This is a genomic window from Streptococcus sp. UMB1203, from assembly GCF_030217725.1.
Classification (GTDB): Bacteria; Bacillota; Bacilli; order Lactobacillales; family Streptococcaceae; genus Streptococcus.
The window spans coordinates 72,600-89,339 of sequence record NZ_JASOOK010000002.1 but is presented as its reverse complement, the minus strand read 5'-3'; the positions used below and the strand labels follow the sequence as shown (position 1 = coordinate 89,339).

Genomic DNA, 16,740 nt, shown 5'->3' with positions numbered 1-16,740 from the left:
CCTTCTCCCATAAATACAGGAGGAAACAGGAGAAAAGAATGCAACTAAAAAATAAAAATATCTTTGTTACAGGTTCGAGTCGTGGAATTGGTCTTGCCATTGCCCACAAGTTTGCTCAAGCAGGGGCCAACATCGTCTTAAACAGTCGAGGGGCTATCTCAGAAGAATTGATCGCTGAATTTTCAGACTACGGTGTCAAGGTAGTTCCTATTTCAGGGGACGTGTCTGATTTTGCAGACGCTAAGCGTATGGTTGAGGAGGCTATTGCAGAGCTGGGTTCAGTGGATGTTTTGGTCAACAATGCAGGAATTACTCAAGATACTCTTATGCTCAAGATGACAGAAGCGGATTTTGAAAAAGTGCTCAAGGTTAACCTGACTGGTGCCTTTAACATGACACAATCAGTCTTGAAACCGATGATGAAAGCCAGAGAAGGTGCTATCATTAATATGTCTAGTGTTGTTGGTTTGATGGGAAATATTGGTCAAGCTAACTATGCAGCTTCTAAGGCTGGTTTGATTGGTTTTACCAAGTCTGTGGCGCGTGAAGTGGCCAATCGCAATATCAGGGTTAATGCTATTGCACCGGGAATGATTGAGTCCGATATGACAGCAGTCCTATCAGACAAGGTAAAAGATGCCATGCTGGCGCAAATTCCTATGAAAGAATTTGGACAGGCAGAACAGGTTGCAGATTTGACAGTATTTTTAGCAGGCCAAGATTATCTAACTGGTCAAGTGGTTGCCATTGATGGTGGCCTCAGTATGTAGCAGAAGCTAGAGGTAAAAAAGATGAAACTAAATCGCGTAGTAGTAACAGGTTATGGAGTGACATCTCCAATCGGAAATACACCAGAAGAATTTTGGAATAGTTTGACAACTGGAAAAATCGGAATTGGTCCAATTACGAAATTTGATCATAGTGACTTTGATGTGCATAATGCAGCAGAAATTCAAGATTTTCCTTTTGATAAATACTTTGTTAAGAAGGATACCAATCGTTTTGATAACTATTCTTTATATGCCATGTATGCAGCCCAAGAAGCTGTCAATCATGCCAATCTTGATGTAGAGGCTATTGACAAGGATCGTTTTGGTGTTATCGTTGCCTCAGGGATTGGGGGCATCAAGGAAATAGAAGATCAAATTCTTCGCCTTCATGACAAAGGACCAAAACGTGTGAAACCATTGACCCTTCCAAAGGCCTTACCAAATATGGCTTCAGGAAATGTTGCTATGCGTTTTGGAGCAAACGGTGTTTGTAAATCTATCAATACTGCCTGCGCTTCATCAAATGATGCGATTGGCGATGCCTTCCGCTCAATCAAGTTTGGTTTCCAAGATGTTATGTTGGTAGGTGGTTCGGAAGCTTCTATTACACCTTTCGCTATTGCTGGTTTCCAAGCCCTAACTGCTCTCTCAACTACAGAGGATCCTACTCGTGCTTCTATCCCATTTGATAAGGACCGTAATGGTTTTGTCATGGGAGAAGGTTCAGGGATGTTGGTTCTTGAAAGTCTTGAACACGCTGAAAAACGTGGGGCTACTATCCTTGCTGAAGTGGTTGGTTACGGAAATACTTGTGATGCCTACCATATGACTTCACCACATCCAGAAGGTCAGGGAGCCATCAAGGCCATCAAACTAGCCTTGGAAGAAGCTGCGATTTCTCCAGAGCAAGTAGCCTATGTCAATGCGCACGGAACGTCAACTCCTGCTAATGAAAAAGGAGAAAGTGGTGCGATCGTAGCTGTTCTTGGTAAGGAAGTACCTGTATCATCAACTAAGTCTTTCACAGGACATTTGCTGGGGGCTGCAGGTGCAGTAGAAGCTATCGTCACAATCGAAGCTATGCGTCATAACTTTGTTCCAATGACAGCTGGGACAAGTGAAGTATCAGATTATATCGAAGCCAATGTCGTTTATGGACAAGGCTTGGAGCAAGAGATTCCATACGCTATTTCAAATACCTTTGGTTTTGGTGGCCACAATGCCGTTCTTGCTTTCAAACGTTGGGAGAATAAATAAGTATGAATTTAAACGATATTAAAGACTTGATGGCTCAATTTGACCAGTCAAGTTTGAGAGAATTTTCTTATAAAAATGGGACGGATGAGTTACAGTTTAGCAAAAATGAAGCGAGACTGGTATCTGAAGTTGCAACTCCAGTCGCACCAGCGCCTGCTCTAGCAACACCAAGTCCAGTAGCTCCTACATCTGCTCCAGCAGAGACTGTAGCAGAAGAAGTTCAAGCTCCAGCTCCAGCTGAAACAAGTGTAGCTGCTGAGGGTGATGTTGTAGAGAGCCCACTTGTCGGTGTGGCTTACTTGGCTGCCGGACCGGATAAACCTGCCTTCGTTACAGTTGGTGATACTGTCAAAAAAGGTCAAACATTGGTCATCATCGAAGCCATGAAAGTTATGAATGAAATTCCTGCACCTAAGGATGGTTTGGTAACAGAAATTCTCGTTTCCAATGAAGAAATGGTTGAGTTTGGTAAAGGATTGGTACGTATCAAATGATCGATATTCAAGGAATCAAAGAAGCTCTGCCCCACCGTTATCCCATGCTCCTAGTGGACCGTGTCTTGGAAGTGAGCGAGGATACCATTGTTGCCATCAAAAATGTGACCATCAACGAGCCCTTCTTTAACGGCCATTTTCCTCAATACCCAGTTATGCCAGGTGTTCTGATCATGGAAGCTTTGGCGCAAACAGCGGGTGTTTTGGAGTTGTCTAAGCCTGAAAATAAAGGGAAACTAGTTTTTTACGCTGGTATGGACAAGGTTAAGTTTAAGAAGCAAGTTGTACCAGGCGACCAATTGGTTATGACAGCGACTTTTGTAAAACGTCGTGGCACCATTGCCGTGGTTGAAGCAAAGGCTGAAGTGGATGGCAAGCTTGCAGCTAGTGGTACTCTAACCTTTGCAATAGGGAACTAAGGAGGTTCTCCATGTTTCGAAAAATTTTAATTGCCAATCGTGGTGAAATTGCGGTCCGTATTATTCGTGCGGCGCGTGAATTGGGGATTGCGACGGTAGCGGTTTATTCAACTGCTGATAAGGAAGCCCTTCATACGCTTTTGGCAGATGAAGCAGTTTGTATCGGCCCAGGTAAGGCAACTGAGTCTTATCTCAATATCAATGCGGTTCTATCAGCTGCAGTCTTGACTGAGGCTGAAGCCATTCACCCAGGTTTTGGATTTCTCAGTGAAAATTCCAAATTTGCAACCATGTGTGAAGAGGTGGGTATCAAGTTTATCGGTCCATCTGGCCATGTTATGGATATGATGGGAGACAAGATTAATGCGCGCGCTCAGATGATCCAAGCAGGCGTGCCCGTCATTCCGGGTTCGGATGGAGAAGTGCATAACTCTGAGGAAGCCTTGATTGTTGCTGAAAAAATTGGCTATCCTGTGATGCTCAAGGCTTCAGCAGGTGGTGGCGGTAAAGGGATTCGTAAGGTTGAAAAACCAGAAGACCTCGTTTCAGCCTTTGAAACTGCCTCTAGCGAAGCCAAGGCCAATTATGGCAATGGTGCTATGTACATAGAACGCGTTATCTATCCAGCTCGTCATATCGAGGTTCAAATCCTAGGAGATGAACACGGGAATGTAATCCATTTAGGGGAACGGGATTGTTCTCTTCAACGGAATAATCAAAAGGTTTTGGAAGAAAGCCCTTCGATTGCAATTGGGAAAACGCTACGCAATGAAATCGGTGCTGCTGCTGTTCGAGCGGCAGAGTCTGTTGGCTATGAGAATGCAGGGACCATTGAGTTTCTTCTTGATGAAGCTAGCGGTAAATTCTATTTTATGGAGATGAATACTCGTGTACAAGTAGAACATCCAGTAACAGAATTTGTTTCAGGTGTGGATATCGTTAAGGAACAGATTCGCATTGCAGCGGGTCAGCCCCTGTCTGTTAAGCAAGAAGATATTGTTCTACGAGGTCATGCTATTGAATGTCGTATCAATGCAGAAAATCCAGCCTTCAACTTTGCTCCAAGTCCAGGTAAGATTACCAATCTCTATCTTCCAAGTGGGGGAGTTGGCTTGCGCGTGGATTCAGCGGTTTATCCAGGATATACCATTCCGCCTTATTATGATAGTATGATTGCCAAAGTCATCGTTCACGGCGAAAATCGTTTTGATGCCTTGATGAAAATGCAACGTGCCCTCTATGAACTAGAGATAGAGGGGGTACAGACCAATGCAGATTTCCAGCTTGACCTCATTTCAGATCGCAATGTCATTGCTGGAGATTACGATACTTCCTTCTTGATGGAAACCTTCTTAACCAAATATCAAGAAAAAGAATAAAATGACTTTAAGAGTTTAAACCGAAAAGGGGAATCAATGGCTCTATTTAGTAAAAAAGATAAGTATATTCGAATTAATCCCAATCGTTCGGTTAGGGAAAAACCTCAAGCCAAGCCAGAGGTTCCAGATGAATTATTCTCCCAGTGTCCGGGTTGTAAGCATACCATCTACCAGAAGGATCTGGGAAGTGAGCGTATCTGTCCGCACTGTAGCTATACCTTTCGTATTTCTGCCCAAGAACGCTTGGCTTTGACGATTGATATGGGAACCTTCAAGGAATTGTTTACAGGGATTGAAAGTAAGGATCCCTTGCATTTCCCTGGTTACCAAAAGAAACTGGCAACCATGCGTGAAAAAACAGGTCTGGATGAAGCCGTTGTGACAGGAACAGCTCTTATTAAAGGCCAGACTGTGGCTCTTGGTATAATGGATTCCAACTTTATCATGGCTTCTATGGGCACGGTTGTAGGTGAAAAAATCACTCGCTTGTTTGAGTATGCGACTGTTGAACAATTGCCAGTTGTTCTCTTCACAGCCTCTGGTGGAGCCCGTATGCAGGAAGGAATCATGAGTCTCATGCAGATGGCCAAGATTTCTGCAGCGGTTAAACGTCATTCAAATGCTGGTCTCTTTTACCTGACCATTTTGACAGATCCAACGACTGGTGGTGTGACAGCTTCTTTCGCTATGGAAGGCGATATCATTCTGGCTGAACCACAGAGCTTGGTCGGTTTTGCTGGGCGTCGTGTCATTGAAAATACGGTTCGTGAAAGCTTGCCTGAGGATTTCCAAAAGGCAGAATTTCTATTGGAGCATGGCTTTGTGGATGCTATTGTCAAAAGAAGAGACTTGCCAGATACCATTGCTAGCCTAGTCAGATTGCACGGAGGGAGTCCTAGATGAATATTGCAAAAATAGTCAGAGAAGCGCGTGAGCAGAGTCGCTTGACAACCTTGGACTTTGCGACAGGCATTTTTGATGAATTTATCCAATTACACGGTGATCGTTCTTTTCGTGATGATGGTGCAGTTGTTGGTGGTATTGGTTGGCTTGGAGACCAAGCTGTAACAGTGGTTGGTATCCAAAAAGGCAAGAGTTTGCAAGACAACCTCAAACGGAATTTTGGCCAACCGCATCCAGAAGGTTACCGCAAGGCCCTACGGTTGATGAAACAGGCTGAAAAGTTTGGCCGTCCAGTAGTGACCTTTATCAATACAGCAGGTGCCTATCCTGGTGTGGGAGCAGAAGAACGTGGTCAGGGAGAAGCTATCGCTCGTAATCTCATGGAAATGAGTGACCTGAAAGTTCCGATTATTGCTATCATTATCGGTGAAGGTGGTTCAGGTGGGGCTCTGGCTCTAGCAGTCGCGGACCGTGTCTGGATGCTGGAAAATTCTATCTATGCCATTCTCAGTCCAGAAGGTTTTGCTTCCATTCTATGGAAGGACGGCAGTCGTGCCATGGAAGCAGCAGAACTGATGAAAATCACTTCTCATGAGCTGTTAGAAATGGAAGTGGTGGACAAGGTGATTTCTGAAGCAGGACTTTCTAGTAAAGAACTGATTAAGAGTGTAAAGAAAGAACTTCAAGCTGAGCTAGCTAGCCTTTCACAAAAACCGCTAGAAGAATTGTTGGAAGAACGTTATCAACGATTTAGAAAATACTAATTCTTTAGAATATGCAAAAAACTAGAACTGGCAGTCAGTTCTAGTTTTTATGTGCTTCTTGCTCCGTGCAGAGGGGAAAGTCAAAAGGTGCTTGGAAGACCAAACACCTTTTTGATTATTCATTTTCTTCAGTTACAAATTGACTGAGTAGTCCGTTGATAAAGCGGGCTGATTTTTGATCTGAAAAATTCTTAGCGAGTTCAATGGCTTCATTGACTGCTACCAGCTGAGGTGTATCAAATGATGTGATTTCAAAGATACCCAAACGTAGTAAGTTTTTTTCGACCAAGGTCAAGCGTTCAACTGTCCAGCCTGACTTGAGGTGCTGGTTGATTTGTTTATCCAACTCGTCTTTTTGAGCTTGAACACCAGAAACCAAGTTCAGAAGAAAGGCAGGGATTTGCACATCTTCATCTTCACGGTCATGTGTGTAGGCAAAGCGACAAGCTGTTTCCATATCTGTGTCGAATTCAAGGCTCATGAGAGCTTGAAAAGCGCATTTACGAAGTTCGCGTCTAGATTCTAATAATGGACTAGTCATTGAGGAAGTCCTCGTTAAATAGATCTTTCAACTCAGGTTTTGGTGTCTTATCTGGAACGATTCCTGCAACATGGATGTTGACAGCAGCAAGTTCCACATCAGCCATATCACGAACAGCATCTTTTACTGCTTTTTGAATAGCAAGAGCCACTTTTGGTACTTTCACACCGTACTCAAGGTAGAGATAGATGTCAGCAGTTAGCTCTTCATTGCTTTCTTTTAAGTAGACGCCGCGACCAAGAGAGAGTTTTGATAGGGTATCAGATACGGATTTATTTGAAAATGAATGGACACCATCAACTTTAGCAGTTGCGATGGCAATGATTTTTTCAAGTACACGTGGAGCGATAACGATTTCGCCAAATTGTTCTTCAGTTCCCATAGAATGACCTCTTTCTAGAGATTAGGCACGAGAAACGTAAGTTCCTTCTGCAGTGTTGATGATCAATTTTTGTCCAGCTTCGATGAAGTCAGGAACGTTGACAACAAGTCCAGTTTCCATAGTTGCTGGTTTACCAGAACCTGTAACAGTAGCACCTTTGATAGATGGTTGTGTTTCAGCAACTGTCAATTCAACAGTAGTTGGTACAGTTACACCGATTACTTCAGTTCCGTAGAATTGGATTTTCACATCAGAGTTTTCAAGGATGTAAAGCAATTCATTTTCAACGTTTACAACTGGAATTTCGTATTGGTCGTAAGTTTCAGTGTTCATGAAGTAAGCAGTTTCATCCATTTTGTACAAGTATTGGGCTGGAACAGTCTCGATAATAGCTTGTTCGAATTTTTCTTCTGGACGGTAGCTTGTATCAAAAGTAGAACCAGTACGGACATCACGCAATTTCATACGCATGATTGTGTTCCCTTTACCTGGTTTGTGGTGGCTAGCTTCCAAAACGCGGATCAATTTTCCGTCTGCAGTTTCAAATGTCATACCAGCTTTCAATTTGCTTGCTTCAATCATGTTTTTACCTCTTTAATAAATATTATTACTCTTCATTTTACCATAAAATGTTCTGGAAATAAAGCCAAAATAGTTATTGGGAGATGGTAGGGGAGAAAAAAACCAACCTTAAGGCTGGTTTCTTTTACATATTAATCTTCTTTCAACTTGGCCAATTCCTGTGCAAGAAGTTTAAGAGCAACTTGTGGGTTGGCTTGGCCTTTGGTTGCTTTCATAAGGAAGCCTGTGAAGGCCTTGTCTGCATTACGTTTTCCTGACTTGAAGTCGGCAACGGCTGCTTCATTATCAGCAAATACTTGATGGATGATTGGAATCAAGATCTCAGGATCTGAGATTTGAACCATACCTGCTTTTTCTACGTATTCACGCGCACCACCGCCATTTTTAGCCAGGTGGACAAAGACTTTCTTGGCAATCTTAGACGAGATCGTGCCGTCTTCGATGATGGCAATCATTTCAACCAAGTTTTCTGGTGTCAGTTCGATTTGTTCTAGTGTCTTACCTTCAGCGTTCAAGAACTGAGCGACTTCGCCTTGGAGCCAGTTAGAAACTTGTTTGGCATCACCACCGAGGGCAACAGCTTTTTCAAAGAAGTCAGAAGTGACTTTATTAGCAGTCAACTGGCTAGCATCGTAGTCTGACAAGCCAAGGTCAGATACATAACGTGCACGGCGTTCTTTTGGAAACTCTGGCAACTCAGTCCGCATTTCCTCAATCCACTCGTCTGAGATTTCAAAGAGAGGTAGGTCTGGTTCTGGGAAGTAGCGGTAGTCTGCAGCACCTTCCTTGACACGCATGAGGATGGTTGCTTTGTTAGCCTCATCGTAACGACGTGTTTCTTGGCGGATTTGACCACCTGAGCGAAGGATTTCAGCTTGACGTTGAACTTCGTATTCAAGACCTTTGCGAACGTTTGAGAAGGAGTTGAGGTTTTTCAACTCAGTCTTTGTACCGAATTTTTCTTGACCATAAGGGCGAAGAGAGATATTGGCATCCACACGCATAGAACCTTCTTCCATCTTAACGTCAGAAATACCAGCGTACTGGATGACTTCCTTGAGGGCTGTTAGATAAGCATAGGCTTCTTCAGGTGAACGCATATCTGCTTCAGATACAATCTCAATCAATGGCACCCCTTGGCGGTTGAGGTCAACATAAGAGTAGCCATCTGTACCGTGGGTGTTTTTACCAGCATCTTCTTCTAGGTGGGCACGTTCGATACCGATTTTCTTAGTTGTACCGTCTTCTAGCTCCACTTCAATCCAGCCGTTATAACCGATTGGCTCATCAAACTGAGAAATTTGGTAGGCTTTTGGATTATCAGGGTAGAAGTAGTTCTTGCGGTCAAAGTGCATCTTTTTGTGGATGTCCATGTTGAGGGCAAGAGCAGCCTTGATACCGGCATCGACAACACCTTTATTAAGAACTGGCAGAACTCCTGGGAAAGACCAATCAATCACGTTAGTGTTGGCATTTTGGTCATTTCCAAAGTGGGCAGAAGTAGGTGAGAAGATTTTTGAATTGGTGTTGAGCTCTACGTGGACTTCAAGTCCAATGACTGTTTCAAAGTTCATTAGTTATCACCTCCAAAAATCACGGGTTGTTGTTTGTGGTAGTCTGTTGTCGCCTCAAAAGCAGCAGCAGCTTGGTAAATGGTTTCCTCAGAGTACTTAGGACCGATCAATTGGAGACCGACAGGCAGACCTTGAGAGAATCCAGCAGGAATAGAAATTCCAGGCAGTCCTGCCAAGTTTACAGGTATGGTCAAGAGGTCAGCCAAGTACATAGCAACTGGGTCGTGGTTGAGTGAATCCAAGTCATAGGCAACACTAGGAGCAGTTGGGCCCAAAATCAAGTCGTAATCCGCGAAGACTTTTTCGAAATCTTGGATGATGAGGGTACGGACCTGACCAGCCTTCTTATAGTAGGCGTCATAGTAACCTGATGAAAGACTGAATGTACCAAGCATGATACGGCGTTTAACCTCTTCACCGAAACCTTGGCTACGGCTGTTTACATAGATTTCATCAAGGTTGGTTGCATCTTCTGCGCGGTAGCCGTAACGGATACCGTCAAAACGTTGCAAGTTTGATGAAGCTTCAGATGAAGCAATGATGTAGTAGACGGCAACACCGTATTTTGAGTGAGGTAGACTCACTTCTTCAACAATAGCACCAAGTTTTTCAAAGTGTTTGGCTGCGTTCAGAATGGTTCCCTTAACCTCTGGGTCAATTCCTTCACCAAGGTATTCCTTAGGCAAAGCAATTTTCATGCCCTTGATGTCTTGGCCGATTTTTGAAGTAAAATCGGCAATGCGGACAGGAGCAGAAGTAGAGTCTTTGGCATCTTCGCTTGCAATAGCATTGAGCAAGAAGGCATTTTCCTTAACAGTCGGAGCGAAAGGTCCAATCTGGTCTAATGAACTACCAAAGGCAATGAGACCGAAACGTGAAACTGTTCCGTAGGTTGGTTTGAGACCGACGATCCCATTGAAGGCAGCAGGTTGGCGGATAGATCCACCAGTATCAGAACCAAGTGACAAGCGAACTTGTCCTGAGGCTACAGCTGCAGCAGAACCACTTGATGATCCACCAGGGACCTTGCTGTGGTCCCAAGCATTTTTAGTGGCACCGTAGTAAGAAGTCTCACCTGATCCACCCATGGCAAACTCGTCCATGTTGGTTTTCCCTACGACAATCATGCCTTTCGCTTTTGCATTGGCAACGGCTGTCGCATCAAAGATTGGCTCGTAGTTGTAGAGCATTTTTGAGGCTGCAGTTGTAAGAATACCGTCTGTAGAGATATTATCCTTAACTGCAAGTGGAATTCCTGAAAGGACATTATCAGCATCGATTCCAGCTTCATCAATAGCTTTAGCTTGAGCAAGAGCTTGCTCTTCAGCGATGGTAACAAAAGCGTTGATAGCGGTCTCGCGAGACTTGATATCTTCAAGTGTTGCTTGTGTTAATTCAGTTGCTGAAATTTCCTTAGAGACAAGGAGATTGTGCAAGTCTTCAATGGTTTTATTGTTGAAAGTCATTAGGCATCTCCTCCATCGTCTAGGATAGCTGGTACCTTGATATAGTAGTTGTCTTTTTCAGGTACGTTTTTAAACAAGCGATCACGGTCTGTTCCTTCTTCGGCCACATCAGGGCGGAGTACAGTCTTGCGGTCAGCCATGGTTGTAGTAGGTGCGACACCAGTTGTGTCAACTTCGCCCAGCAATTCAACCATGTCAACAATCTTAGACAAGGTAGTCGCAAAGGCAGCAGTTTCTTCTTCAGAGAATCTTAATTTTGAAAGATTGGCAACGTGTGTTACCTCTTCTTGCGTAATTTTCATCTTGCATCCTTTCGTGAAATGATGATTTTTAGTCTGTTCTATTTTACCATATTTTCCTATAAATAAGGGAAGGAAAGATGAAAAAAGACAGGTATAGGATGGAGAACGGATTCTGATGATGATTTATTTGAAAAGCGGATTTCAAAGGGGAAAATATATGGTACAATAGTTTAACAGAGAAGTGAAGACGGTGGTTACAAAATCGAAAGGATGGTGATGCTTATGTGCAGAACCTGTAAAATCTTAGTAGAAAGGAGTAACCAGATTTGTCCCCTTTTGAGGCTTTGACACTCATGTTTGTAGCTGGTAACTTTGTTATCACGCTCCTAAGGTTCATCCTTGAATTGGTAAAAGAGACAAAAAAATAGCCGTCCTAACTTTGGCGAGTTAACGAGCTATTTTTTAGTTATGTAATTACAGCCACCGTCTTAAACGGCTCTGTGGGGTGTTGTTGTCGCAACACCTTTTTCTATATTTATTGTAACATTTATTTGAAAAATTGCAAGGGGAATTGTTCTACTTTAGCAGTGTCTGATATAAAATAGAAATTGAAAAAAATGCTAAAATCCGATATAATGGAGTGTTGAAAGGAATGGTAAAATCCAATGTAGAAATCATTCTTAGCTATTGAAACAAGAAAAATAGAGAATCAAAGAAAGAGAACTTATGAATATTCAAGAAGAAATTAAGAAACGTCGTACCTTTGCCATCATCTCCCACCCGGACGCGGGGAAAACAACTATCACTGAGCAGTTGCTCTACTTTGGGGGCGAGATTCGTGAGGCTGGTACCGTAAAAGGAAAGAAAACAGGGACTTTTGCCAAGTCTGACTGGATGGATATCGAGAAGCAACGCGGGATTTCGGTGACTTCATCTGTTATGCAGTTTGACTACGATGGTAAGCGCGTCAACATCCTAGACACCCCAGGGCACGAGGACTTTTCAGAAGATACCTATCGTACCTTGATGGCGGTGGATGCTGCTGTTATGGTCGTGGACTCTGCCAAGGGTATCGAGGCTCAGACTAAGAAATTGTTTGAGGTTGTGAAACACCGTGGCATTCCGGTCTTCACCTTTATGAACAAGCTAGACCGTGATGGACGTGAGCCACTGGACCTCTTGCAAGAATTAGAAGAAGTACTAGGCATTGCGAGTTACCCGATGAACTGGCCAATCGGGATGGGGAAAGCCTTCGAGGGGCTCTATGACCTCTATAACCAACGCTTGGAGCTCTATAAAGGGGATGAGCGTTTTGCTAGTTTAGAAGATGGGGACAAGCTTTTTGGCAGCAACCCTTTCTACGAGCAAGTCAAGGATGATATTGAACTTTTAAATGAAGCTGGGAATGAGTTTTCAGAGGAAGCTATTCTGGCTGGAGAATTGACACCAGTCTTCTTCGGTTCAGCTTTGACAAACTTTGGTGTGCAAACATTCCTTGAAACTTTTCTCAAGTTTGCTCCAGAGCCACATGGACATAAGAAAACAGACGGAGAAATTGTTGATCCTTACGATAAGGACTTCTCAGGATTTGTCTTTAAAATCCAAGCCAACATGGACCCTCGACACCGTGACCGTATTGCCTTTGTACGTATCGTATCGGGTGAATTTGAACGTGGCATGAGTGTCAACTTGCCTCGTACTGGTAAGGGTGCTAAACTGTCTAATGTTACCCAGTTTATGGCTGAAAGTCGTGAGAATGTGACCAATGCCGTGGCAGGAGATATCATCGGGGTTTACGATACAGGAACTTATCAGGTTGGGGATACATTGACAGTTGGAAAAAACAAATTTGAATTTGAACCACTGCCAACCTTCACTCCTGAAATTTTTATGAAAGTTTCTGCTAAGAATGTCATGAAGCAGAAATCCTTCCACAAGGGGATTGAGCAACTGGTGCAAGAAGGTGCTATTCAGCTTTATAAGAATTACCAAACAGGCGAGTACATGCTGGGAGCTGTTGGTCAACTCCAGTTTGAAGTCTTTAAACACCGCATGGAAGGCGAGTACAATGCGGAAGTAGTCATGAGCCCAATGGGTAAAAAGACCGTTCGTTGGATCAAGCCTGAGGACTTGGATGAACGAATGTCATCAAGTCGAAATATCTTGGCTAAAGACCGTTTTGACCAACCAGTCTTCCTCTTTGAAAATGACTTTGCCCTCCGCTGGTTTGCGGATAAGTATCCAGACGTAGAGTTGGAAGAGAAGATGTAGATCGCCAAAGTTACTTGATTGTGTAACAATCTAAGTAACTAACGCCAAGTTTCTAAGGAACTTGGCTAGGCGCTCCACTAGTAAAGTTTTACGAATAGTATCGATTCGTAAAACTTTACGTCGTAACGATTAGATAGTGTATGACCTAACTGCCTCACTAACTATGTTTGGCAAATAGAATCGATTTGCAAAACTCAGTGTCGTAATCTAATAATAGGTAACCGCTATGGCGGCTTACCTAAACGCTTCACTAGGAAAAATCCACGAATGGTATCGATTCGTGGACTTTTCCGTCGTAGATAGAAAAGGGTAACTGCCTTACTAACTCCGTTTGCAAATAGACTCGATTTGCAAAACTTCGTGTAGTGGATAAAAATACTGCAAAGTTTGCAGTATTTTATCTCAGCATTCTATAAACAGATGTTGAATATTAAGCCTTATTCGTTCTACTATTAACCTTTATGGTGCTAACTTACAAATAAAAGAAAACTTCAGATAGTCACTTTTTGTGATTGGTCTGAAGTTTTCTTTTTTATACTCAATGAAACTCAAAGAGCAAACTAGGAAGCTAGCCGCAGGCTGCTCAAAATACAGTTTTGAGGTTGTAGATAAGACTGATGAAGTCAGCTCAAAACACTGTTTTGAGGTTGTAGATAAGACTGACGAAGTCAGTAACCATACCTACGGCAAGGTAAAGCTGACGTAGTTTGAAGAGATTTTCGAAGAGTATTACTGTCCATATTTTTGGTAAAAGTCAACTTTTACTTGGATGAAGGTTTTGGCTTCACGTAGGAGTTGAAGGAGCGTGGCGCGGGTTTCAAATTCTTCTCTGGTCTTGGGGAGACTGCGGTTGCGGAAGACCTCTAGATAGCGTTCAATTTCATCCAGTAAATCAGAAGCAGGATTGGTCTGGCTCAGTTGCCCTGCAATTTTTGAAAAGAGTTGGGCCAAAATCAGGCTTTCACTGGCAGCTAGGTGACAGGTGTTGATCTGTTGGGCCATGTTTCGCAGGATGCGACTTTGTCGCTGTCTCATCTCAAAGTAGTGAATATGGTAGTCAGTCTGGTGAAAGAGGTGGTCTGAGTGATCCAAATAGACCAGTCTGAGGGCTTCTTCCAAAATGGTGTCCAATTCTTCAACCAACTGTGCTCGGTTACGTCCATCTCCTTTGGATAAATAGTATTTGAAGCGTTGGAGAATATCTTTTAATTTTTCTTCCACAAGCATGTGATAGTGCTGGATTTCCTCTTCTCGTGAAGGCATATAGAGATTGACAAGTAAGGCAAATCCTGTACCGATAGCAAAGAGAAGGAATTCATTGACTAGGAGGTCTGGAGAGGTTGACTCTTGTACCAAGAGGTGGCTAACCAAAACAGTGCTTGGTGTGATGCCAATTTCCCAGCCCATCTTGTAGGCTAGAGGTACATAAAGGGCTAGATAGAGGCCAAGGCTCCAGATATGAAATCCGCTCAAGTGAAAAGCCAGAACTCCGATAACCAAAGCTAGAAGCATGGAAAAGAGCCGATTGCGGGCCAGTTTTAAGGTACTTCTACGAGTATCGGATAGGCTCAAGAGGGCGATGATTCCGGCCGAAACTGCTGAGGAAAGATTGAGAAAATAAGCAAGAAGGCAGGCAAGACAGGTAGCTAAAATGAGCTTGGTCGTACGTTGGCTAATAGACATAAGAATTTCCTAATAAGTTAGAATAAAAGCGTAAAAGACAAGACCTGAGCAGGCTTGCCTTTATGAGTTATTTTTTACGGGCTGCTGCGTATTCGGCAACGGCGGTAAAGAGGACATCTGTAGAAGAGTTGAGGGCTGTTTCACATGAGTCTTGGATGACCCCAATCACAAATCCAACCCCAACAACTTGCATGGCAATATCATTAGAAATACCGAAAAGGCTACAAGCAACTGGGATAAGAAGGAGGGATCCTCCGGCAATACCAGAAGCACCACAGGCTGAGATTGCGGCAACTACACTAAGGACAAAGGCTGTCGCAAAGTCAACAGGGATTCCAAGAGTATTTACTGCAGCAAGGGTTAAAACGTTAATAGTAATCGCTGCCCCGGCCATGTTGATAGTAGAGCCGAGTGGGATAGAAACTGAATAGGTATCTGGATCCAGTCCGAGGTCATGGCAAAGTTTCATATTGACAGGGATGTTAGCCGCAGAACTACGAGTGAAGAAGGCTGTAACACCGCTGACACGCAAACATTTCCAAACGAGGGGATAAGGGTTTCTCTTCATAAAGAGGAAGGCAATCAATGGATTGACAACCAGAGCGACAAAGAACATAGTTGTCACCAAGAGGGCAAGCAAGATTCCGTAGTTAGCTAGGCTTCCGATTCCCTTATCAGAGATGGTTTTGAAGACAAGACCAAGGATACCAAATGGAGCTAGATTGATGATCCATTCGACAATCTTAGAAGTCACATCAGCCATAGTTTTCAGCAATTCTTTACTATTTTTGCTGGCCTCTCTCATAGCAATCCCGAAAACAACTGCCCAAGATAAGATACCGATGTAGTTAGCAGTAACGAGGGCATTGACTGGATTGTCAACCAGTTTGAGCAAGAGATTGCTGAGGACCTGGCCAATTCCATCTGGTGGTGCGATTTCTGTATTGGCACTATTTAAGGTAATCTCAACAGGGACGATGAAGCTTGCTAGGACAGCAACAAGTGCCGCTGCAAAGGTTCCCACCAAGTAAAGGAGGATAACCGTTTTCATGTTGCTATCTTGACCCTTTTGATGTTGGGAAAGGGCATTGGCAACGAGGGCAAAGACTAGAATAGGTGCGATGGCTTTGAGGCCACCAACAAAGAGATCTCCAAGTAAACCAATTCCTGAAATGTTAGGAAGTGTCAGCCCTAGGGTTCCTCCAATAAGCATACCAATCAAAATCCGTTTGATTAGGCTTGCCTTATTCCAAGCATGAATGATTTTTTTCATAACAATCTCCTTTGTTGTGTAATGTTTATGATTATAGTATAAATATGAGCTAAAATCAAGAATTTTCTGTCTATTTTGGCTATTATTTTTGAATATTTATGGAGATTCATCACTTGTGAAAGTATGGTATAATAAATGAAAGGAGTTTTCTATGCAAGAATTTATTCAAACCTACCTCAATAAGCTTGATATAACAACGATTATTGAGAATATCTTAACCAAGTTAATTTCTCTGTTATTTCTATTTTTGCTATTCTATATAGCTAAGAAACTACTTCATACCATGGTGCAGAGAATTGTTAAACCTTCTTTAAAAATGTCTCGCCACGATGTCGGGCGTCAGAAAACCATCTCACGTTTATTAGAGAATGTGTTTAATTATACCCTCTATTTCTTTTTACTTTACTGTATCTTGTCTATTTTGGGCTTGCCAGTCTCTAGTTTGCTGGCAGGTGCTGGGATTGCTGGGGTAGCTATTGGTATGGGAGCCCAAGGCTTTCTGTCTGATGTCATCAATGGCTTTTTCATCCTCTTTGAACGTCAACTGGATGTGGGAGATGAGGTCGTTTTGACAAATGGTCCTATTACCGTATCGGGCAAGGTTGTCAGTGTCGGCATTCGAACAACGCAACTCAGAGGAGAAGATCAGGTTCTGCACTTCGTTCCCAATCGGAATATCACCGTCGTCAGCAATTTCTCACGCACAGACTAGACCTGTTATTTTAAGTAATTTGTGGTAC

Annotated in this window: 18 protein-coding genes; 10 read left to right on the top strand and 8 right to left on the bottom strand. The window is 43.1% G+C overall.

What is annotated here, in order from left to right; translation table 11 throughout:
- Window positions 1-38 precede the first annotated feature (38 nt).
- The 7 genes from fabG to QP439_RS01120 are packed head-to-tail and all read left to right on the top strand — an operon-like array spanning window position 39 to window position 5,986.
- Entirely contained in the window at window positions 39-770 is a 732-nt protein-coding gene (gene fabG / locus QP439_RS01150; protein ID WP_285387157.1) for a 3-oxoacyl-[acyl-carrier-protein] reductase, read from the top strand.
- A gap of 21 nt (window positions 771-791) precedes the next feature.
- The gene (gene fabF / locus QP439_RS01145) at window positions 792-2,027 is read left to right on the top strand and encodes a beta-ketoacyl-ACP synthase II (RefSeq protein ID WP_285387155.1); all 1,236 of its coding nucleotides are present in this window, start codon (window positions 792-794) and stop codon (window positions 2,025-2,027) included.
- Between the two features lie 2 nt (window positions 2,028-2,029).
- A complete protein-coding gene (gene accB, locus QP439_RS01140; protein ID WP_261446986.1) occupies window positions 2,030-2,521 on the top strand; it encodes an acetyl-CoA carboxylase biotin carboxyl carrier protein in 492 nt (163 codons plus the stop codon).
- Window positions 2,518-2,940, top strand: a complete 423-nt coding sequence (gene fabZ / locus QP439_RS01135; protein WP_000565515.1) for a 3-hydroxyacyl-ACP dehydratase FabZ — start codon at window positions 2,518-2,520, stop codon at window positions 2,938-2,940. The genes accB and fabZ overlap by 4 nt, the downstream gene beginning before the upstream one ends.
- Before the next feature lie 11 nt (window positions 2,941-2,951).
- Window positions 2,952-4,319 carry an acetyl-CoA carboxylase biotin carboxylase subunit gene (gene accC, locus QP439_RS01130; RefSeq protein ID WP_285387145.1) on the top strand — a complete coding sequence of 456 codons (1,368 nt, stop codon included), beginning with the start codon at window positions 2,952-2,954 and terminating at the stop codon, window positions 4,317-4,319.
- Between the two features lie 36 nt (window positions 4,320-4,355).
- Entirely contained in the window at window positions 4,356-5,222 is an 867-nt protein-coding gene (gene accD / locus QP439_RS01125) for an acetyl-CoA carboxylase, carboxyltransferase subunit beta (protein WP_049522033.1), read from the top strand.
- Complete coding sequence (locus tag QP439_RS01120; RefSeq protein WP_285387142.1) at window positions 5,219-5,986, top strand: acetyl-CoA carboxylase carboxyl transferase subunit alpha; 768 nt, start codon at window positions 5,219-5,221, stop codon at window positions 5,984-5,986. Before accD ends, QP439_RS01120 begins: the two co-directional genes overlap by 4 nt.
- A 115-nt stretch (window positions 5,987-6,101) precedes the next feature.
- Here QP439_RS01120 and nusB read toward each other — a convergent pair whose 3' ends face one another.
- The 6 genes from nusB to gatC form a co-directional block, all read right to left on the bottom strand.
- Window positions 6,102-6,527 (bottom strand): transcription antitermination factor NusB, encoded by a 426-nt coding sequence (gene nusB, locus QP439_RS01115; protein WP_084889753.1) that lies wholly within the window; start codon window positions 6,525-6,527, stop codon window positions 6,102-6,104.
- The gene (locus tag QP439_RS01110) at window positions 6,520-6,909 is read right to left on the bottom strand and encodes an Asp23/Gls24 family envelope stress response protein (RefSeq protein WP_070528853.1); all 390 of its coding nucleotides are present in this window, start codon (window positions 6,907-6,909) and stop codon (window positions 6,520-6,522) included. Before QP439_RS01110 ends, nusB begins: the two co-directional genes overlap by 8 nt.
- 21 nt (window positions 6,910-6,930) lie before the next feature.
- Complete coding sequence (efp, locus tag QP439_RS01105; RefSeq protein ID WP_000568643.1) at window positions 6,931-7,491, bottom strand: elongation factor P; 561 nt, start codon at window positions 7,489-7,491, stop codon at window positions 6,931-6,933.
- A 131-nt stretch (window positions 7,492-7,622) separates the two neighbouring features.
- The gene (gene gatB, locus QP439_RS01100) at window positions 7,623-9,065 is read right to left on the bottom strand and encodes an Asp-tRNA(Asn)/Glu-tRNA(Gln) amidotransferase subunit GatB (RefSeq protein ID WP_070479852.1); all 1,443 of its coding nucleotides are present in this window, start codon (window positions 9,063-9,065) and stop codon (window positions 7,623-7,625) included.
- Complete coding sequence (gene gatA / locus QP439_RS01095) at window positions 9,065-10,531, bottom strand: Asp-tRNA(Asn)/Glu-tRNA(Gln) amidotransferase subunit GatA (protein ID WP_023946545.1); 1,467 nt, start codon at window positions 10,529-10,531, stop codon at window positions 9,065-9,067. The genes gatB and gatA overlap by 1 nt, the downstream gene beginning before the upstream one ends.
- Complete coding sequence (gene gatC, locus QP439_RS01090) at window positions 10,531-10,833, bottom strand: Asp-tRNA(Asn)/Glu-tRNA(Gln) amidotransferase subunit GatC (protein ID WP_000705419.1); 303 nt, start codon at window positions 10,831-10,833, stop codon at window positions 10,531-10,533. Before gatC ends, gatA begins: the two co-directional genes overlap by 1 nt.
- 293 nt (window positions 10,834-11,126) lie before the next feature.
- Between gatC and QP439_RS01085 the strand changes: the two genes are divergently transcribed.
- Together QP439_RS01085 and QP439_RS01080 are read left to right on the top strand one after the other, a co-directional pair.
- Window positions 11,127-11,201 (top strand): hypothetical protein, encoded by a 75-nt coding sequence (locus tag QP439_RS01085; RefSeq protein WP_229294538.1) that lies wholly within the window; start codon window positions 11,127-11,129, stop codon window positions 11,199-11,201.
- Between the two features lie 298 nt (window positions 11,202-11,499).
- Window positions 11,500-13,044 (top strand): peptide chain release factor 3, encoded by a 1,545-nt coding sequence (locus tag QP439_RS01080; RefSeq protein WP_001025437.1) that lies wholly within the window; start codon window positions 11,500-11,502, stop codon window positions 13,042-13,044.
- Between the two features lie 729 nt (window positions 13,045-13,773).
- Here the strand turns inward: QP439_RS01080 and QP439_RS01075 are convergent.
- Together QP439_RS01075 and sstT are read right to left on the bottom strand one after the other, a co-directional pair.
- Window positions 13,774-14,727: an aromatic acid exporter family protein gene (locus tag QP439_RS01075; RefSeq protein ID WP_285387134.1), complete on the bottom strand. Its 954-nt coding sequence runs from the start codon at window positions 14,725-14,727 to the stop codon at window positions 13,774-13,776.
- Window positions 14,728-14,794: 67 nt separating this feature from the next.
- The gene (gene sstT / locus QP439_RS01070; RefSeq protein ID WP_020902997.1) at window positions 14,795-16,000 is read right to left on the bottom strand and encodes a serine/threonine transporter SstT; all 1,206 of its coding nucleotides are present in this window, start codon (window positions 15,998-16,000) and stop codon (window positions 14,795-14,797) included.
- 151 nt (window positions 16,001-16,151) lie between these two features.
- Between sstT and QP439_RS01065 the strand changes: the two genes are divergently transcribed.
- Window positions 16,152-16,712 (top strand): mechanosensitive ion channel family protein, encoded by a 561-nt coding sequence (locus QP439_RS01065; RefSeq protein ID WP_020902998.1) that lies wholly within the window; start codon window positions 16,152-16,154, stop codon window positions 16,710-16,712.
- The last annotated feature ends 28 nt before the right edge of the window (window positions 16,713-16,740 follow it).

Excerpts from the sequence above, each read along its gene's own strand:
- fabG (WP_285387157.1), top strand. The coding sequence starts at position 39 with ATGCAACTAAAAAATAAAAATATCTTTGTTACAGGTTCGAGTCGTGGA.
- fabF (WP_285387155.1), top strand. The coding sequence starts at position 792 with ATGAAACTAAATCGCGTAGTAGTAACAGGTTATGGAGTGACATCTCCA.
- accB (WP_261446986.1), top strand. The coding sequence starts at position 2,030 with ATGAATTTAAACGATATTAAAGACTTGATGGCTCAATTTGACCAGTCA.
- fabZ (WP_000565515.1), top strand. The coding sequence starts at position 2,518 with ATGATCGATATTCAAGGAATCAAAGAAGCTCTGCCCCACCGTTATCCC.
- accC (WP_285387145.1), top strand. The coding sequence starts at position 2,952 with ATGTTTCGAAAAATTTTAATTGCCAATCGTGGTGAAATTGCGGTCCGT.
- accD (WP_049522033.1), top strand. The coding sequence starts at position 4,356 with ATGGCTCTATTTAGTAAAAAAGATAAGTATATTCGAATTAATCCCAAT.
- QP439_RS01120 (WP_285387142.1), top strand. The coding sequence starts at position 5,219 with ATGAATATTGCAAAAATAGTCAGAGAAGCGCGTGAGCAGAGTCGCTTG.
- nusB (WP_084889753.1), bottom strand. The coding sequence starts at position 6,527 with ATGACTAGTCCATTATTAGAATCTAGACGCGAACTTCGTAAATGCGCT.
- QP439_RS01110 (WP_070528853.1), bottom strand. The coding sequence starts at position 6,909 with ATGGGAACTGAAGAACAATTTGGCGAAATCGTTATCGCTCCACGTGTA.
- efp (WP_000568643.1), bottom strand. The coding sequence starts at position 7,491 with ATGATTGAAGCAAGCAAATTGAAAGCTGGTATGACATTTGAAACTGCA.
- gatB (WP_070479852.1), bottom strand. The coding sequence starts at position 9,065 with ATGAACTTTGAAACAGTCATTGGACTTGAAGTCCACGTAGAGCTCAAC.
- gatA (WP_023946545.1), bottom strand. The coding sequence starts at position 10,531 with ATGACTTTCAACAATAAAACCATTGAAGACTTGCACAATCTCCTTGTC.
- gatC (WP_000705419.1), bottom strand. The coding sequence starts at position 10,833 with ATGAAAATTACGCAAGAAGAGGTAACACACGTTGCCAATCTTTCAAAA.
- QP439_RS01080 (WP_001025437.1), top strand. The coding sequence starts at position 11,500 with ATGAATATTCAAGAAGAAATTAAGAAACGTCGTACCTTTGCCATCATC.
- QP439_RS01075 (WP_285387134.1), bottom strand. The coding sequence starts at position 14,727 with ATGTCTATTAGCCAACGTACGACCAAGCTCATTTTAGCTACCTGTCTT.
- sstT (WP_020902997.1), bottom strand. The coding sequence starts at position 16,000 with ATGAAAAAAATCATTCATGCTTGGAATAAGGCAAGCCTAATCAAACGG.
- QP439_RS01065 (WP_020902998.1), top strand. The coding sequence starts at position 16,152 with ATGCAAGAATTTATTCAAACCTACCTCAATAAGCTTGATATAACAACG.